This window comes from Saccharopolyspora gloriosae, from assembly GCF_022828475.1.
Lineage (GTDB): Bacteria > Actinomycetota > Actinomycetes > Mycobacteriales > Pseudonocardiaceae > Saccharopolyspora_C > Saccharopolyspora_C gloriosae_A.
Genome location: NZ_CP059557.1, coordinates 2,403,584 through 2,419,726, shown reverse-complemented (window position 1 = coordinate 2,419,726; position 16,143 = coordinate 2,403,584). Strand labels below are relative to the sequence as shown.

Here is a 16,143-nt window from a genome sequence, read left to right as displayed (position 1 = left end):
CCGCACCACAGCGGCTCGCCGCACCCGGCCGGACGCTCGCGGTGCCGGGCCGGGGAACCGCCCCGGCCCGCCGCGAATCGTCAGCCGTTGACCACACCACTGGTCATGGCGTGGGCGCTGCCGAGGTAGTTGGACGGGTCGCAGAGCTCGTCGATCCGGTCGCCGCCGAGCTCGGCCAGCAGGTCCGGGTGGCGGCGGAGTTCGGTCGCCAGGTCGCGGCCGTGCTCGATGGCCTGGCTGCACGCGTCGTAGACGACCTCGTGCGCGCGTTGCCTGCCGAGCGCCGGGGCGACGGCCATCATCACCGCCTCAGCGACGATGAGCCCGCCGGTCAGCGCGGTGTTGGAGCGCATCCGGTCGACGTCGACCTCCAGGCCGCCGAGCAGGAACTCCGTCTGGTGCAACGATGCCGCCGCCAGCTGGAACGCCTCCGGGATGGTGGCCCACTCCAGGTGCCAGGGTCCGGTGGCCCGCTCGAAGTCCTGCATCATCGCGTCGAGCATGGTCGAAGCGCGGTCGCGCAGGAGTTTCGCGGCGGCGACCACGAGTTCGCTGGAAATCGGATTGCGCTTCTGCGGCATGGTGGAACTGGCGCCGCGACCGGGCACGAACGGTTCGGCGAGCTCCCCGAACTCCGACGAGCACATCATCATCACGTCCCAGCCGATCTTGCCCAGCGATCCGCCGATCGCGGCCAGCAGCGCGACGATCTCGTTGAGCCCGTCCCTGGCTACGTGCCAGGTGATCTCCGGGTCGCGCAGCCCGAGTTCGGTCGCGAGGGCGGCGCGCACGGCGAGCCCCTCCGGTCCCGTGCCGAGCGAGGCCAGCGTGCCCGCGGCGCCACCGAACTGGACCATGAGGTCGCGTTCGCGAGCCTGGGCGAGTCGCTCGGCGTGCCGGTCCAGCGCGGAGACCCAGACCGCGGCGCGGAACCCGAACGTCACCGGCAACGCGTGCTGCAGGTGGGTCCGGCCGGCCGTGACGGTGTCGGCGTGTTCGGCGGCCAGCCTGCGCAGCGCTTCCCGCACCCGGTCGAGGGAGGCGGCGACGAGGTCGAGCCCGTCGCGGCATTGCAGCATCGTGGCGGTGTCCATGATGTCCTGCGTGGTCGCGCCCCAATGCAGGTGACCGCCCGCTTCGCCGCACTGCTCGGCGAGCTGGCCGACCAGCGGGAGCACGGGGTAACCGACGTTCTCGGTGTCGGCGCGGAGCCGGTCGTGGTCGAGCGCGCCGGGGCGCACGGAGTCGGTGATGATCCGCGCCGCGTCGTGCGGCACGATGCCGACCTTCGCCTGCGCGCGGGCCAGTGCGGTTTCGGTCTCGGTCATCCGCGCCACGAACGACTCGTCGCTGAAGATCTCGCGCATCGGCGCGGTGGAGAACATCTCGCGGTAGAGGAACGAGTCGAAGACGGTGCTGCTCATGTGGTGCTCCCAGCGGTCGTGGAGGTGGTTTCGCCCGTCGTTCTCCCCGATTCGCCGCTCGCGGCAGCGGCGTCGTCGAGGTCCTCGGCTCGGTCGAGGACCGCGGGATCGGCCAGCACCGCGCGCAGCCGAGCCCGATCGAGGTCGCCGTTCCACCACGAGATCACCAGCGTCGCCACCACGTTGCCGAAGGTGTTGCAGGTGGACACGGCCATCGACATGACCCGGTAGACGCCGAACAGGACCGCGACTCCCTCGATCGGCAGGTATCCGGTGGCCGTCACCGTGGAGGCGAACACGACGAACGTGCCACCGGAGACCGTCGCCGCGCCCTTCGACGTCAGCAGCATGATCAGCAGCAGGCCCAGCTGCTGTTCGAAACCCATCGGGATGCCGTAGGCGTTGGCGAGGAACAGCGTGCACAGCGCCATGTAGATCGAGGTGCCGTCGAGGTTGAACGCGTACCCGGTGGGCATGACCAGGCCGACGGTCTGCTTCGACATGCCCATGCGCGGGAGCTTCTTGAGCAGTCCCGGCAGGCCCGCTTCGGAGGAAGCGGTACCGAGGACCAGCGTCAGCTCGGTGCGGACCGCGCGCAGCAGCCGCAGCACGTTCACCCCGATGGCGAGGCAGATGCCGCCGAGCACGATCAGGACGAACAGCGCGACGACGATCCAGTACTCGATCACCAGCTCGGCGAGCGCGAGCAGCATCGACGTCCCGTTGGTGCCGACCGAGTAGGCGATGGCGCCGAAGGTGCCGACCGGCGCCAAGCGCATGATCACGTTGATCATCGCGAAGAAGCCCTCGGAGGCCGTTTCCAGCATCTCGCCGAGCCGAGTGCGCACGGCGGGCGCGAGCGAGAGCAGGCCGATGCCGAACAGCACGGCGATGACCACGACCTGGAGCAGGTGCCCCGAGCTGAAGGCGCCTACGAAGTTGTCCGGCACGACCGTGGCGAGGAATCCTTCGTGCTCACCGGTTTCGGGCGTGCCGCTGGGCTGCCCGGCTCCGCGCAGCGCGCCCGCTCCGGTGCCGACTCCCGACAGGTTCGCCGCGAGCAGGCCCAGCAGCAGGGCGATGGTCGAGACGACTTCGAAGTAGATCAGCGCCAGCAGCCCGGTGCGCCCGGCTTTCTTGAGGTCACCGGCCGAAGCGAAGCCCAGCACGATCGTGAAGAACACCAGCGGCGCCACCGCGACCTTGATCAGGTCGAGGAAGGTGTCGCCGACGACTTCGAGGTGCGCCGAGAATCCGGGGAACACCGCGCCGACCGCGATGCCCAGGACGATCGAGATCAGCACCTGGTTGCCGACGCTCGCGTACCAGCGGGATCTGCGCCCCGGAGGCCCCTGGTCGCGGAGCTGCTCCGCTGACTTCATGCCTGCACCTCTTTGTGTCTAGACAGTTTGTGTCTAGACACAATCAAGTGCAGATGCGTCCGCTGTCAATGGCGGACCGCGAACCACTACTGCCCGGATCGGACCAGCGTCGTTCGGTAGCTGAAGCTCTCGCCGGGGTGCACGCCGACGGTCGCCTCGAACTGTTCGCCCGCCACGTCGAAGTAGCGCCGGACGAACTCCAGCGCCGGACTCCCCCGCTCCAGGCCGAGCGCCGCCGCGGGTTCGGCGGGCAGCGGAATCGCCCGGACCTGCTGCACCACGCGGTGCGTCGCCCTGCCGGTCCGCTCCGCCAGCAGCTCGCTGATCAACCGCGCGCTGCGGCCGAGATCGTCCGCGATGGCCGCCGCGTCCTCCGGCGCGAGATAGACCCGCGACCAGGAGACCGCGGTGCCGTCGGCCGCGCGGCGCACCGTGGTCAGCCTGGCGCGCACCGAACCGGCAGCGAACCCCGTCACCTCCGCGAGCGTCGCGTCGACGGTCACCTCGGCCGTCGCGGACACGTCGCGAACCGCGTCGCGGCCGTACTGGGTGAGTTCCTCCAAGCTGCCCAGCGAGGTGTCGAACCGCTCGACCGGCGTGAGCCGCTCGACCCTGGTGCCGTCCCCCTTGCGACGGGACACCAATCCCCAGGACTCGACCTCGCGCAGCGCATTGCGCAGGGTCTCGCGAGAGACCTCGAACCGGGCGGCCAGTTCGGGCTCCGGCGGGATCCGCTCGCCCAGCGGCCAGCCGCCCGCGGCGATGTCGGCCGCGAGCGCGCGGGCGATCCGCAGGTAGCGAGGCTCCTTCACAGTCGGCGATTCCACCCTCGCAGCCTCCCACACGACCGACTCCGGCTTCGGCCGTCGCAAGCGGGACGCTCGGCCTCGGCCAATTCATTCCACTGTGGACATGCAGGTGGCGGCAATCGCCGAATTGTGCGCACACCGGCGAGCGCAAGCCGAGTCGTTCCCAGAATTGCCGTTCACGGCTTTCGCGTTCAACGGCGGAACCACGGCCACCGCAATGCTGCACAAGGACGATTCTTCATACCGCGCGATGGCGGAATCTCCGTGCAGTGCCTGGCGAAAAAGGTCTAGACCCATTGACGTTGTGATCGGGTCACCATAGGTTTGCCGCCCGTCGGCAGCGGCGCCGACTTCGCCGCGCCGACCCCGTCCACAGCAGAACCCGGACCGAGCGCGGCGCGTTCCGGGAGCTCCTGACCACACCACATCCGGTCCCCGAACCGGACAGGTAGAGGAGAGAACCCTTGACGACCAGACCAATCCGATGGGCCGCACTGGCCGCCGGCCTGCTGGTACTGCCGTTCACCGGCACCGCTCCGGCCGAGGCCGCGCCCGGCGAACTCCGCTCCGCGCCGTACTACATGCCGCTGGACAACGCCCCGCAGGACATCACCGAGGCGATCGAGGCCAGCGGCCAGAAGGACTACATCTTCGCCTTCGTCCTCGCCCCCGCCGAAGGCGACTGCACCCCCACCTGGGACGGCAAGGCGGGCCAAGAGGTCGAGACCGACACCGCGGTCAAGGCGAAGGCCGACGCCGTGCGCGCGGCGGGCGGCGACCTGTCGGTGTCCTTCGGCGGCTACAACGGCATCGACCTCGGCGCGGCCTGCGCGGACTCCGCCGCGCTCGCGGGCGCTTACCAGCAGGTGATCGACAAGTACGGGCTCACCCACATCGACCTCGACGTCGAAGGCGACGACCTCGGTGACGTGCAGGGCGAGACCAAGCGCTTCGAAGCGATCAAAACCCTCAAGCAGAACAATCCCGAGCTGCACGTCACGCTGACGCTGCCCACCACCACCGTGGGGCTCAACGACGCGGGCAAGGCGGAGATCCAGCGGGCCAAGGACATCGGCGCCGAGATCGACCTGTACAAGGTCATGGACTTCGACTACGGCGGCCCCGCCGACGACATGGCCAACAGCGCCATCGGCGTGGCCGAAGCGGTGCACCAGCAGATCCGCGAGCTGCACCCCGAGCTCGACGACGCGGCCGCCTACGCCCGCACCGGCGTCATCCTCATGAACGGGCACACCGACCAGCCCAGCGAGCTGTTCACCCAGGACACCTTCCGCGCGGTCCTGGACTACGCGAAGCAGCACCAGCTCGGCAGGCTCTCGTACTGGTCGATGAACCGGGACCGGGTCTGCACCGAGGACGGCGGTTGGGCCGACGGCAAGTGCAGCAGCGTCGAGCAGCAGCCCTACGAGTTCACCCAGATCTTCGCCGAATACCAGTGACACCAGGAGAATCGCAGATGAAACCCCTGTCCAAGCTGTTGACGGCGGTCGTCGCCGGAACCCTGCTCCCGCTGTCCGCGGCGTCCGCGAACGCCGCCGAGCCGGCCCCGGCCGTCCCGCCCGCACCGGCGGCGCCGGCGGCCGAGATGAAGGTCGCGCCGTACATCGACATCACCCAGGACAAGCCCACGCTGGCCGAGGTCGCCGACGCCACCGGGCAGAAGAACTTCACGCTGGCCTTCGTGCTCGGCAGCGCCGCCGGGTGCACGCCGATGTGGGGCGGCGAGAAGGCGCTGGACGACCCGAGCATCCTCGGCCAGATCGAGGAACTCCGCGCGCAGGGCGGGGACGTCATGGTCGCCACCGGCGGCGCGATGGGACCGTACCTGGAGAGCGTGTGCGGCACCGCCGACGAACTCCTCGGCGCCTACGAGCAGATCCTCGACGCCACCGGGAGCAACCACCTCGACGTGGACGTCGAGGCGACCATCCCGCACGACGTCGTCAACGAGGCGCTGGCGAAGCTGCAGGCCGAACGCGGCACGAAGGTCAGCTACACGTTGCGGGTGCAGAGCGACGACACCGGGCTCGACCCGTACTCGTTGCAGGTGCTGCAGAGCGCGGCGGCGCACCAGGTCGACGTGCTGGTGAACCCGATGGCCATGGAGTTCGGCTCCACCAAGCCGTGGGGTGACGCGGTGATCGCCGCCTCCGAGAGCGTGCTGCGGCAGATGAAGGAGATCTGGCCCGACCTCAGCGACGCCGACCTGAAGGCTCGGCTGGGCGTGACACCGATGATCGGCCGCAACTACAACGGCAACATCTTCACGCAGGACAACGCCCGCCAGCTCCTGGACTGGGCGAACGCGAACCAGATCGGGCTGCTGTCGTTCTGGTCGGCGGGCCGGGACAACGGAAGCTGCCCCGGCGGCGCGGTGTCCCCGACGTGCAGCAGCATCGACCAGGCACCGTACGAGTTCACCAACATCATCAAGGACTTCGGCGCCTGACCGACCCGCACATCAAGCTGGATCGAATGCCCCCTTTGCCCGATTTCCAGGCAAAGGGGGCATTCACCTTGTGCCACGAGTGGAGTGAACGGCCCATGTGACCGGTTTTTCCGGCCAAAGGAGGCATTCACCTTCAGCGGGCCACGATCTTGTGATCTGTGTCTTGTCAGCGGCGGAGCCGATGAGCAGTGACCACCTAGAGCAAGCCGACCACCGGCGGGTTCTCAGCTGCTTCCGCGCCAGGACAGCAGCCCGGCCCCAGATTTCGCTGTGCATCGGACATGCATGAGAAATCGATCCCGCAGCGAGGAAGCCGCCGAGTGAACCCCTGCAGGCCGCTCAGTCCTCCGAAGTGGCGGGACCGGTGAATTGGGCCGTGTGCAGGCGTGCGTAGGTTCCGCCTGCGGCGAGGAGTTCGTCGTGCGAGCCCTGTTCGATGATCGCGCCGCCGTCCATCACCAGGATCGTGTCGGCATCGCGGATCGTGGACAGGCGGTGGGCGATGACGAACGCGGTGCGGCCGGTGCGCAACGTGGTCATGGCGCGCTGGATCAGCGCCTCGGTCCGCGTGTCCACGGAGCTCGTCGCCTCGTCGAGGATGAGGATCGACGGGTCGGCGAGGAACGCCCGCGCGATCGTGATCAGCTGCTTCTCCCCTGCGCTGACCCCGGTTCCCTCGTCGTCGAGGACGGTGTCGTAACCGTCGGGCAGGCGGCGGGCGAAGTGATCGACGTGGGCGGCCTTGGCTGCTTCGACGACCTCATCGCGGGTCGCGTTCTGCTTGCCGTAGGCGATGTTCTCCGCGATGGTGCCGCCGAACAGCCAGGTGTCCTGCAGGACCATCCCGGTCGCGGCCCGCAGCCGTTCCCGGGACATGGTGCGGGTGTCCACGCCGTCCAGGGTGATCCGGCCTGCGTTGATCTCGTAGAACCGCATCAACAGGTTGACCAGGGTGCTCTTGCCCGCTCCGGTGGGGCCGACGATGGCGACCGTGTGACCGGGCTCTGCGATCAGCGAGAGATCGTCGATCAGCGGTTCGTCCTCCTTGTAGCGGAACGCCACGTGTTCGAACGCGACCCGGCCGCGCGGACGCTCCGCACCCGGCACGTCGTCCGGGGAGACTTCCTGCTCGGGCGCGTCGAGGAGGCCGAAGACCCGCTCGGCGGAGGCCAGCCCGGACTGCACCAGGTTCGCCATGCTCGCCACCTGCGTCAGCGGCTGGCTGAACTGCCGGGAGTACTGCACGAACGCCTGCACGTCCCCGACCGACAACGCACCCGACGCGACCCGGAGCCCGCCGACCACGGCGACCAGCAGGTAGTTCAGGTTGCTCAGGAACATCATGCTCGGCTGGATCAGCCCCGACAGGAACTGGGCGCGGAAACCGGCCGTCGTCAGTTCCTCGTTGCGCGCACGGAACGTCTCCGCCGCGTCCTGCTGGCGACCGAAGGCCTTGATGGTGGCGTGCCCGGTGTACATCTCCTCGATGTGCCCGTTGAGCTCCCCGGTGCTCTTCCACTGGGCCGCGAACTGCGGCTGCGCCCGCTTGCCGATCCAGATCGTGATCAGCGCCGACAGCGGGATGCTCACCAGCGCGAACAACGCCAGCAGCCCGGAGATGGAGAACATCACCGCGAGCACGCCGAAGACGGTCAGCACTGACACGACCACCTGCGAGAGCGTCTGCTGCAGCGATTGGCCCACGTTGTCGATGTCGTTGGTGACCCGGCTGAGCACCTCGCCGCGGGACTGGCGGTCGAAGTGGCTCACCGGCAGCTTCGCGAGCTTGGCCTCCGCGTCGCGGCGCAACCGGCTCGCCGTGCGCTGCACGGCCCCGTTGGTGAGGCGGGCCTGCGCGATCCCGAACAGCCCGGAGCCTGCGTAGATCGCCAGCGCCACCAGCAGCACGGAACCCACCGCGGCGAAGTCCACGCCGTCGCCGCCGATGCCGCCCCCGACGATCAGGTCGGTGGCCTGCCCGAGGTACTTGGGTCCGAGGACGCTCAGCGTCACGCTCGCCACCGCCAGCAGCACCGCGCCGATCAGCAGCGGCCGCTCCGGTCCCAGCCGTCCGAGCAGCCGCCGCCCCGATGCCACAAAACCGGCGGGCTTGTTCGCGCTGGGCGGCCGCCCGGCGGCGTTCTCGGGCGGCCGGGTCCGGGCGGGGGCACTCATGCGGCTTCCTCTTCGGTCAGCTGGGACAGGACGATCTCCCGGTAGGTCTCGTTGCCGTCCATCAACTCCCGGTGCGTGCCCACGCCGACGAGCCGCCCCGCGTCGAGCACCAGGATGCGATCGGCGTCCCGGATCGTGCTGACGCGCTGGGCGACGATGACGACGGTCGCCTCGGCGGTCTCGCGCCGCAGCGCCGCGCGGACCTGGGCGTCGGTCGCGTAGTCCAGCGCGGAGAACGAGTCGTCGAACAGGTGGATCTCGGGGCGGCGCACCAGTGCCATGGCGATGGCGATCCGCTGGCGCTGACCACCGGAAACGTTGCCGCCGCCTTGGGAGATCGGGGCGTCGAGCCCACCGGGCATGCGGGTCACGAACTCGGCGGCCTGCGCGATCTCCAGCGCGTGCCAGAGGTCGTCGTCGGTGGCGTCGGGGTCGCCGTAGCGCAGGTTGCTCGCCACGGTGCCGGAGAACAGGTACGGGCGTTGCGGCACGAACGCGACGGTCCGCGTCAACGTCGCCGGGTCCAGTTCCCGCACGTCGACCCCGTCGATCAGGATCGAGCCGGTGGTCGCGTCGGACAGCCGGGGAATCAGGTTGATCAGGGTGCTCTTGCCGCTGCCGGTGCTGCCGATGATCGCCGTGGTCTCACCGGGACGGGCGTGGAACTCGATGCCTTGCAGCACCGGTTCCTCCGCGCCCGGGTAGCGGAATCCGACCTCGCGCAGCTCCAGGTGACCGCGCTCGCGGAGTTCCCGGACGGGGTGGTCCGGCGGGCGGACCGTGCTCTCGGTGTCGAGCACTTCCCGGATGCGTTCGGCGCACACCTCCGCGCGCGGGATCATCATGAACATGAACGTCGCCATCATCACTGCCATCAGGATCTGCATCAGGTAGCTCAGGAACGCGACGAGCGCGCCCACCTGCATCGCGCCGCTGTCGATGCGGCCGGCGGCGAACCAGGTGACGGCGACGCTGGACACGTTCACCACGATCATCACCGTCGGGAACATCAGCGCCATCAGGTTCCCGACGCGCAGTGCGGTGGAGGTCAGCTCGGCGTTCGCGGCGCCGAACCGGCGCTGCTCGTGGACGTCCTTGTTGAACGCGCGGATCACCTGCAACCCGTTGATCTGCTCGCGCAGGATGCGGTTGACCGTGTCGATGCGCACCTGCATAGAGCGGAACAGCGGGCGCAATCGGGCGACGAGCAGCGCGATGAGCACGCCCAGCAACGGCACGACCACCACGAGCAGGCCGGAGAGCACCGCGTCCTGCTGGAGCGCCAGCACGATCCCGCCGACGCACATGATCGGCGCCGTGATCATCAACGTGAAGGCGACCAGCACCAGCATCTGGATCTGCTGGACGTCGTTGGTCGTGCGCGTGATCAGCGACGGAGCCCCGAAATGCCCCACTTCGCGGGCCGAGAAGGTCTGCACCCGGTCGAACACCGAGGCGCGCAGATCACGACCGAGCGCCATCGCGGTCCGCGCCCCGAAACCGACCGCGCCGATCGCGCAGATCAACTGCACGGCCGCCACCGCGAGCATGACGCCACCGGTGCTCACGATGTGGCCTTGGTCGCCGGTGAGCACGCCGTTGTCGATGATGTCGGCGTTGAGCGCGGGCAGGTACAGCGTGGCGACCGTCTGGACCAGCTGAAGCACCACCAGCGCGGCGATCGGCAACGCGTAGGGACGCAGGTGGACCCGCAGTAAGGGAAGCAGCACGCGAACTCTCTATGGGATCTTCGCAGAATGATCTGCGCAGTGGGCCGGGTAGCGGAACCTCAGCGGCTCCCTCGCCGCGGGATCGATTTCTCAAATAGCCCTCTGGCCGGCGAAATCGCTGTCCTCGTGAGGAAGCCGCCGAGAACCCGCCGGTGGCCCATTCGCTCAGGTGGTCGCTGTTGAGCGGGTTCGCCGCTGACAAGACAGAGATCAAAAACCATCGTGCACGGACTCCTGCGGAGGTCGGGAGGCCTCCACGATCGGCGAAGGGCCGTCGGCCAGCTTAACCCGTGTTCCACGTGCGGTTAGGCCGTTCACCCCGGTTCGCCGCGCCACGGACGCGCCGCTCCGCGCAGGACTTCACAGCGTCGCCGCCAGCATCGTCACCGTCATCAGCACGAGCAGGCCCAGGTAGGACCGGGCGTAGAAGACGTCCGGGATCCGCGGCGGCCGCCTGCGCAACAGCACGATGACCGGCAGCGCACCGGCGAGCAACGCCGCAGCGGCACCGAGGTCCACCGAGCCCAGCAGGAACACGGCCGACGAGTGGTCCAGCGCCGGGCGTTCAACGAGGAACAGCACCGCCGCGGGCGCGGCGATGGCGAGGGTGAGCGGATTGGCCAGCGAGGTCGCCGTGCGCATGTCGTGGCCCGACCGGCGCATCACCGGGACCGTCAGCACACTTCCGCCGACGCCGAGGAACGCCGCCGTGGCACCGATCGGCAGGCCCGCCGCGGTGGAGATCGCCTTCGCCGGTCGCTGCGACCGCGCACCGTTGCGGAGGAATCCCGGCCGCAGCAGCAGATCAGCGATGGTGACCGTGAGGTAGCCGATGAAACCCCACTGCGTGACCGGCCCCGGCGCGTAGCGGGCCGCGAACGCTCCGACGGCACCGCCGAGGACGAGCAACGCGAAAAGCCCCCGGTTGCGGGAGAGCCGTGCCAGGACGTTCCGGTCGGTCGCCGCAGTGGCGACGCAGGCGTTGACGACCATGACGACGGTGGAGGTGGCGACGGCGACGTGAGCGGCGTCCGCGCCGAGGCCGGCGTCGACCCACACGATCACCGGGACGGTGACGAAACCGCCGCCGAATCCGAACAGCACCGTGGTCAGCCCGGTGAGCAGACCGATCCCGAGCAGCAGGAGGAGTTCCACGCGGCACAGTCCAGCAGCACGGAGTTTCGGCGAGCAATCGAAACTCAGCCGAATACCTTCGAGACTCGGCCCCTAGACTCGGTCGCCGTGAGGAACGTGCCGCTCGACGAGGTCGACTCCGTCGCCCGCGACGTGCTGCCCATCGGGACGGACTACGCGCCGGGGCGCCAGCTGGACTGGCACGTGCACCGCCGAGCTCAATTCCTCTACGGCGCGACGGGCGTGATGGTCGTGGAGACGGCGGACGGCACCTGGGCCGTGCCCGTGGAGCAGGCCGTGCTCATCCCACCCGGCACGCGGCATCGGGTCCGGATGCTCGGCGTCAGCACCGGCAGCCTCTACGTCGAACCGGATGCCGTCGCCTGGTGGCCGCGCTGCTGCACGGTCGTCGAGGTCACCCCGCTGCTGCGGGAACTGATCCTCGCGGCGGTCGAATTCCCCGCGGACTACGACCTCGCCGGGCGAGCAGGCGCGATCGCCGGGCTGCTGCTGCACGAGATCGCGGCGTTGAGCTCGCTGCCGCTGCACGTCGACCTGCCGAGCACGCCCGGACTCGCCGGGCTCTGCCGCGAATACCTCGCCGATCCCGACGTGCGGGTCACCAACGAGGTGTGGGCGCGCAGACTCGCGATGAGCGAACGCGCCTTCACCCGCCGCTTCCACCGCGAGCTCGGCGTCGGCCCGGCCGCTTGGCGAGCGCGTGCCCGGCTGGTCGCGGCGGTGCCGTTGCTGCCCGATCACACGATCACCGAGGTCGCCGCGCGCCTCGGCTACTCGACCGCGGCGTCGTTCACCGCCGCGTTCTCGCGCACCTTCGGCACCGCACCATCCACAATGGCCGGTCGGAGTGGTTCCTTCCGGCATGAGGTGGGCGGCTGATCAGGCGACCTCGCGGCGAGGTGATCGTCGCGTGAGATGAGCTTGTCCTCATCGAATGTTCACGAAGCGCTCAGCCGTGCCGACGATCGTTCATCTCATGGACGCCGAGCGGGATACCGAGCCGGTGCTCACCGGCGCGAAGACGACGCGGGTGAGCACGGACTACGCGACGAGGCCGATGCGCGCCGCCCGGCTCGCGCCGGAGCCGCAGTCGGGCAACGGCTGGGCGATCGTGTTCACCCTGGTCGCGCTCGGCGTGCTGGGCGCGTTGGCGCTCGTTCCGGGAACGCTGAGCGGGCCGGGTGAACTGGGCTGGGACGGGCTGGTGACGTTCCTGGTGTTCGCGGCGGCCGTCGGCGGCTGGATGAGTTCCCGGCTCGACGACACGTTCGTCGCGGTGGCCGCCGCGGTGCTGCTGGTCGTGCTCGGGGTGCTGGATTCCGAGGACGTGTTCGAACCGCTCGGCGAGGACCAGATCTGGTTGCTGATCGCGGCGTTCATCCTGGCCGCCGGGATCAACGCGACCGGGCTGCCGTCCCGGTTGTCGGTCGCGCTGGTGGCCCGCGCACGCACGCCGCGCGGCCTGTTCCACCTGATCACGGCCGCCCTGGTGACCACGGCACTGCTGGTGCCGAGCACGAGTGGGCGGGCCGCGCTGGTGCTGCCGTTCTACCTGACCCTGGCCACGGCGTTCGCGGCTCGGGAAAGGCTGGTCCGGGCGCTCGCCGTGCTGTTTCCGACCGTGGTGCTGCTGTCGGCGATCGCCAGCCTGGTCGGCGCGGGCGCGCACCTGGTGACCAGCGAGATCCTGGCAGGCACCGTCGGCGAGCGCATCGGCTTCGCGCAGTGGCTGTGGTGGGGCCTGCCGTTCGCGGTGGTCAGTTCGCATCTGGCCGCCGAGATCGTGCTGGCGCTGTTCACCGGCCGCTCCGACCGCCGCACCCCGCTGCGAGTCGACGCCGAATCGCTGCGTTCGCAGCTGAACGTTCCGGAGCGGATGCGGCGCGGCGAGATCCGCGCGGCGGCGCTGCTGGGTGTCGTGGTGGTGCTGTGGAGCACCGAGCCGCTGCACGGCCTGTCCCCCGCGCTCGTCGCGCTCGGCGGGGCGTTGCTGATCACCGCGCCACGGGCGGGCACCGTCGCTTTCGGTGCCGCGATCGCCGAAGTTCCCTGGTCGCTGCTGCTGTTCATGGCCGCCACCGGCGCGCTCGGAACCGGCTTGACCGAGTCGGGCGCGGCGAGTTGGGCCGTCCAGAACTTCCTCAGCGGGGCTTCACCACCGGCGGTGCTGGGCACCGTGGTGGCGTTGAGCGTCGCCGCGCACCTGCTGGTGCAGTCCCGGTCGGCGCGTTCCTCGGTGCTGATCCCCCTCGTCGTGCCCGCCGCCATCGCGGTCGGCATGAACCCGGTGGCCCTCGCGTTCGCGTCGACCGCCGCGGCGGGGTTCTGCCACACCATGCCGTCCTCGGCGAAACCGGTCGCGATGTTCGCCCGGATCGAGCAGGCGCCCACTTTCGCCCCGCGCGACCTGCTGAAGCTCTCCGCACTGCTCGGACCGGCCCTGACCGTGCTGGTCCTGCTGTTCGCCCAATTCATCTGGCCACTACTCGGTCTGCGTCTCTGAGGAGTCCTTTCAGGACGACCTTTCGATCGTCGTCCTGTCAGCGGCGAAGCCGAGGAGCAGTGACCGGCTTGAGCACGACGACCACCGGCGGGTTCTCAGCGGCTTCCTCGCGAGGGCAGCGATTTCGCCGTGCATCGGACATCGATCCCGCAGCGAGCAAGCCGCTGAGCGACCCACTGCGCAAGCCATTCCAAAAATCTACAACGTCCACGATGGAGGACAACATGTTCCGTTTTCTGGTCGCCCCCACTGGTTTCAAGGAGTGCTTGGACGCCGAGGCCGTTGCCGCGGGGATTCGCACCGGCATTCGACGGGTGGTTCCGGCGGCGATCGTCGACACCGTCCCGCTGATCGACGGCGGCGAGGGCTCCGCGCGCACGCTGGCCCGGTCGACCGGCGGCGAGCTGGTTCGAGCGACGGTCACCGGGCCGGTCGGCTCTCCCATCGACTCGCACTTCGCGCTGCTCGGCGGCGCCGAGTGGGGAACCGCGTTCGTGGAAGTGGCCGCGGCGGCAGGACTTTCCCTCGTGCCGCAAGGCGAACGCGACCCCGGTCGCACCACGAGCCGCGGTGTCGGCGAGCTGATCGCGGCGGCACTGGACGCCGGCGCCAAGAAGATCATCGTCGGCTGCGGGGATTCCGGGATCTGCGACGGCGGCGCGGGCGCGTTGCAGGCGCTCGGCGCGCGAGTCCTCGACGACTCCGACCGGGATCTCGCTCCCGGCGGCGCACTTCTGCGCCAGGCACGGCGGATCGACACCGACGACCTGGATCCCCGATTATCCGCAGTGGAGCTCGTCGTCGCGGTCAACCCGAAGAACGTGCTCAGCGGCCGGAACGGCGTCGCGCGCGTCTACGGTCCGCAAAAGGGCGCAGCACCGGAGCAGGTCGCGGAGTTGGCGGCGTCGATGCACCGCTGGGCGCAATTGCTGCACCAGCACAGCGGCATCGACTTCGCCGCGGTTCCCGGTGGCGGCGCCTCGGGCGGCGTCGGCGCCGGCCTCGCCGGTGTGCTCGGCGCCCGGCTGGCCTCCCGGTTCGACGTCTTCCTCAAAAGCACCGACCTGGACCTGCGTCTGCGGGCCGCGGACCTGGTGATCACCGCGGAAGGTGCGATCGACGCTTCCACCGCACTGGGCAAGATCCCCGCCGAGGTCGCGCGACGCGCGAAGCTCCAAGGAAAACCGGTGGTCGCCTTGTGCGGCACCATCGGACCCGGCGCCGAAACCAGCTACGACACCGGAATCGACGCCTACACGGGCATCCTGACCGGCCCGGTGGCGCTCGCGGACGCGATCGCGAGCGCCCCCGAACTCCTGGCCGACGCCACCGCCCGCACCTTGCGCATGCTCCTGGTCGGCAGCACCCTCCGCCCGGCCGCGTAGTGCCGCGGAACGGGGCCTTTCCGGCGGCGGAGCCGTTGCGCGGTGACCATCCGAGCAACCGGCGCCGCCGCGGATCCTCAGCGGGCCGCGGACTTCGTCGCTGCTCGGCGGCGGGCCACGGCGATGGCGATGTCGAGGGCGTTCTGGCTGGACGTGGTGCTCGCGATGCCCTGGCCGGCGATGTCGAACGCGGTGCCGTGCGCGGGCGTGGCGATCACCACGGGCAGTCCGCCCTGCACCGTCACGCCTCCGTCGAAACCGAGCAGCTTGACCGCGATCTGCCCCTGGTCGTGGTACATCGTCACGATGCCGTCGTAGTTCTCCCGGGCCAGGAAGATCGTGTCCGACGGGAACGGTCCCGCCACGTTGATGCCCCGGGACTTCGCCTCGTTGACGCCGGGCCGGATGTGGTCGATCTCCTCCCGGCCGAACAGGCCGTTCTCGCCGTTGTGCGGGTTCAGCGCGCACACTCCGATTCGGGGCGCATCGATGCCGGAATCGTGCAGCAGCGAATGCAGCAGCTCGATCGCCGCGGTCACGTTCGGCGCGGTGACCCGCTGCGCCACCTCCTGCATGCTGATGTGGCTGGTGACTCGCGCCGTCCAGAGATCATTGATGATGTTGATCTCCGAGGTGGTGCCTTCGTAGCCGAGTTCCTTGGCGAACCAGCGGAGTTCGTCCTCCTCGTGCATCCCCGCCAAGTGCAGGCTCGTCTTGTTCAACGGGGTGAACACGATGCCGCCGATCTCGCCGTCAGCGGCCATCGACACCGCCCGGCGCAGCTGGTGCAGAGTCCGCGCACCGGCGGCCTCGGACACCTCGCGGAGCGGGATCGGGTCCGCGGGCGCCGAGTGGTCGTCGAGCAGCGTGACGACCCCGGGTTCCGGGACGGTGGCGAGCGGGATCTCCACTCCGGCGACGGCGGCGGCCGCGTCGAGCTCGGCGCGATCGGCCAGGACGTAGATCTCGGCGGCGGCGCTGTTGCGCGGATCGGCGAGCAGCTTCGCCGCCAGTTCCGGGCCGACACCCGCCGGGTCTCCCAAGGTCAGCGCGATCTTCGGGCGAATGGAGTCGTTCATCAAGGTGTCCTGTTCACTGGAGATCGGTGCG

The 16,143-nt window shown here is 69.6% G+C and carries 12 protein-coding genes; 5 read left to right on the top strand and 7 right to left on the bottom strand.

All coding sequences use genetic code 11. The features are described from left to right. Window positions 1-80: 80 nt before the first annotated feature. The 3 genes from H2Q94_RS10265 to H2Q94_RS10255 form a co-directional block, all read right to left on the bottom strand. Complete coding sequence (locus H2Q94_RS10265; RefSeq protein ID WP_243794260.1) at window positions 81-1,424, bottom strand: class-II fumarase/aspartase family protein; 1,344 nt, start codon at window positions 1,422-1,424, stop codon at window positions 81-83. Further along, a complete protein-coding gene (locus H2Q94_RS10260) occupies window positions 1,421-2,806 on the bottom strand; it encodes a cation:dicarboxylate symporter family transporter (protein WP_243794258.1) in 1,386 nt (461 codons plus the stop codon). The genes H2Q94_RS10265 and H2Q94_RS10260 overlap by 4 nt, the downstream gene beginning before the upstream one ends. 86 nt (window positions 2,807-2,892) lie before the next feature. Continuing rightward, window positions 2,893-3,633 (bottom strand): GntR family transcriptional regulator, encoded by a 741-nt coding sequence (locus tag H2Q94_RS10255; protein WP_243794256.1) that lies wholly within the window; start codon window positions 3,631-3,633, stop codon window positions 2,893-2,895. A gap of 446 nt (window positions 3,634-4,079) precedes the next feature. On the opposite strand from H2Q94_RS10255, the gene H2Q94_RS10250 reads away from it, so the two are divergent. Both H2Q94_RS10250 and H2Q94_RS10245 read left to right on the top strand, forming a co-directional pair. Further along, window positions 4,080-5,075, top strand: coding sequence for a chitinase (locus H2Q94_RS10250; protein WP_243794255.1), 996 nt, complete (start codon window positions 4,080-4,082; stop codon window positions 5,073-5,075). A gap of 17 nt (window positions 5,076-5,092) precedes the next feature. Next, window positions 5,093-6,085: a chitinase gene (locus H2Q94_RS10245; RefSeq protein ID WP_243794253.1), complete on the top strand. Its 993-nt coding sequence runs from the start codon at window positions 5,093-5,095 to the stop codon at window positions 6,083-6,085. Window positions 6,086-6,424: 339 nt separating this feature from the next. Here H2Q94_RS10245 and H2Q94_RS10240 read toward each other — a convergent pair whose 3' ends face one another. The 3 genes from H2Q94_RS10240 to H2Q94_RS10230 form a co-directional block, all read right to left on the bottom strand. Continuing rightward, on the bottom strand, window positions 6,425-8,260 hold the full coding sequence (locus H2Q94_RS10240) for an ABC transporter ATP-binding protein (RefSeq protein WP_243794251.1): 1,836 nt from the start codon (window positions 8,258-8,260) through the stop codon (window positions 6,425-6,427). Continuing rightward, window positions 8,257-9,990: an ABC transporter ATP-binding protein gene (locus H2Q94_RS10235; RefSeq protein ID WP_243794249.1), complete on the bottom strand. Its 1,734-nt coding sequence runs from the start codon at window positions 9,988-9,990 to the stop codon at window positions 8,257-8,259. The genes H2Q94_RS10240 and H2Q94_RS10235 overlap by 4 nt, the downstream gene beginning before the upstream one ends. Before the next feature lie 360 nt (window positions 9,991-10,350). Then, window positions 10,351-11,145 (bottom strand): sulfite exporter TauE/SafE family protein, encoded by a 795-nt coding sequence (locus H2Q94_RS10230; RefSeq protein WP_243794247.1) that lies wholly within the window; start codon window positions 11,143-11,145, stop codon window positions 10,351-10,353. Window positions 11,146-11,232: 87 nt separating this feature from the next. Between H2Q94_RS10230 and H2Q94_RS10225 the strand changes: the two genes are divergently transcribed. The 3 genes from H2Q94_RS10225 (at window position 11,233) to H2Q94_RS10215 (ending at window position 15,033) form a co-directional block, all read left to right on the top strand. Continuing rightward, complete coding sequence (locus H2Q94_RS10225) at window positions 11,233-12,024, top strand: AraC family transcriptional regulator (protein WP_243794246.1); 792 nt, start codon at window positions 11,233-11,235, stop codon at window positions 12,022-12,024. A 97-nt stretch (window positions 12,025-12,121) separates the two neighbouring features. Next, window positions 12,122-13,648: an SLC13 family permease gene (locus tag H2Q94_RS10220; protein ID WP_243794244.1), complete on the top strand. Its 1,527-nt coding sequence runs from the start codon at window positions 12,122-12,124 to the stop codon at window positions 13,646-13,648. Window positions 13,649-13,716: 68 nt separating this feature from the next. Next, window positions 13,717-15,033, top strand: a complete 1,317-nt coding sequence (locus H2Q94_RS10215; RefSeq protein WP_243794241.1) for a glycerate kinase family protein — start codon at window positions 13,717-13,719, stop codon at window positions 15,031-15,033. 77 nt (window positions 15,034-15,110) lie between these two features. Here the strand turns inward: H2Q94_RS10215 and H2Q94_RS10210 are convergent, their stop codons facing one another. Continuing rightward, window positions 15,111-16,112 (bottom strand): 4-hydroxythreonine-4-phosphate dehydrogenase PdxA, encoded by a 1,002-nt coding sequence (locus H2Q94_RS10210; RefSeq protein ID WP_243794239.1) that lies wholly within the window; start codon window positions 16,110-16,112, stop codon window positions 15,111-15,113. Window positions 16,113-16,143: the final 31 nt, after the last annotated feature.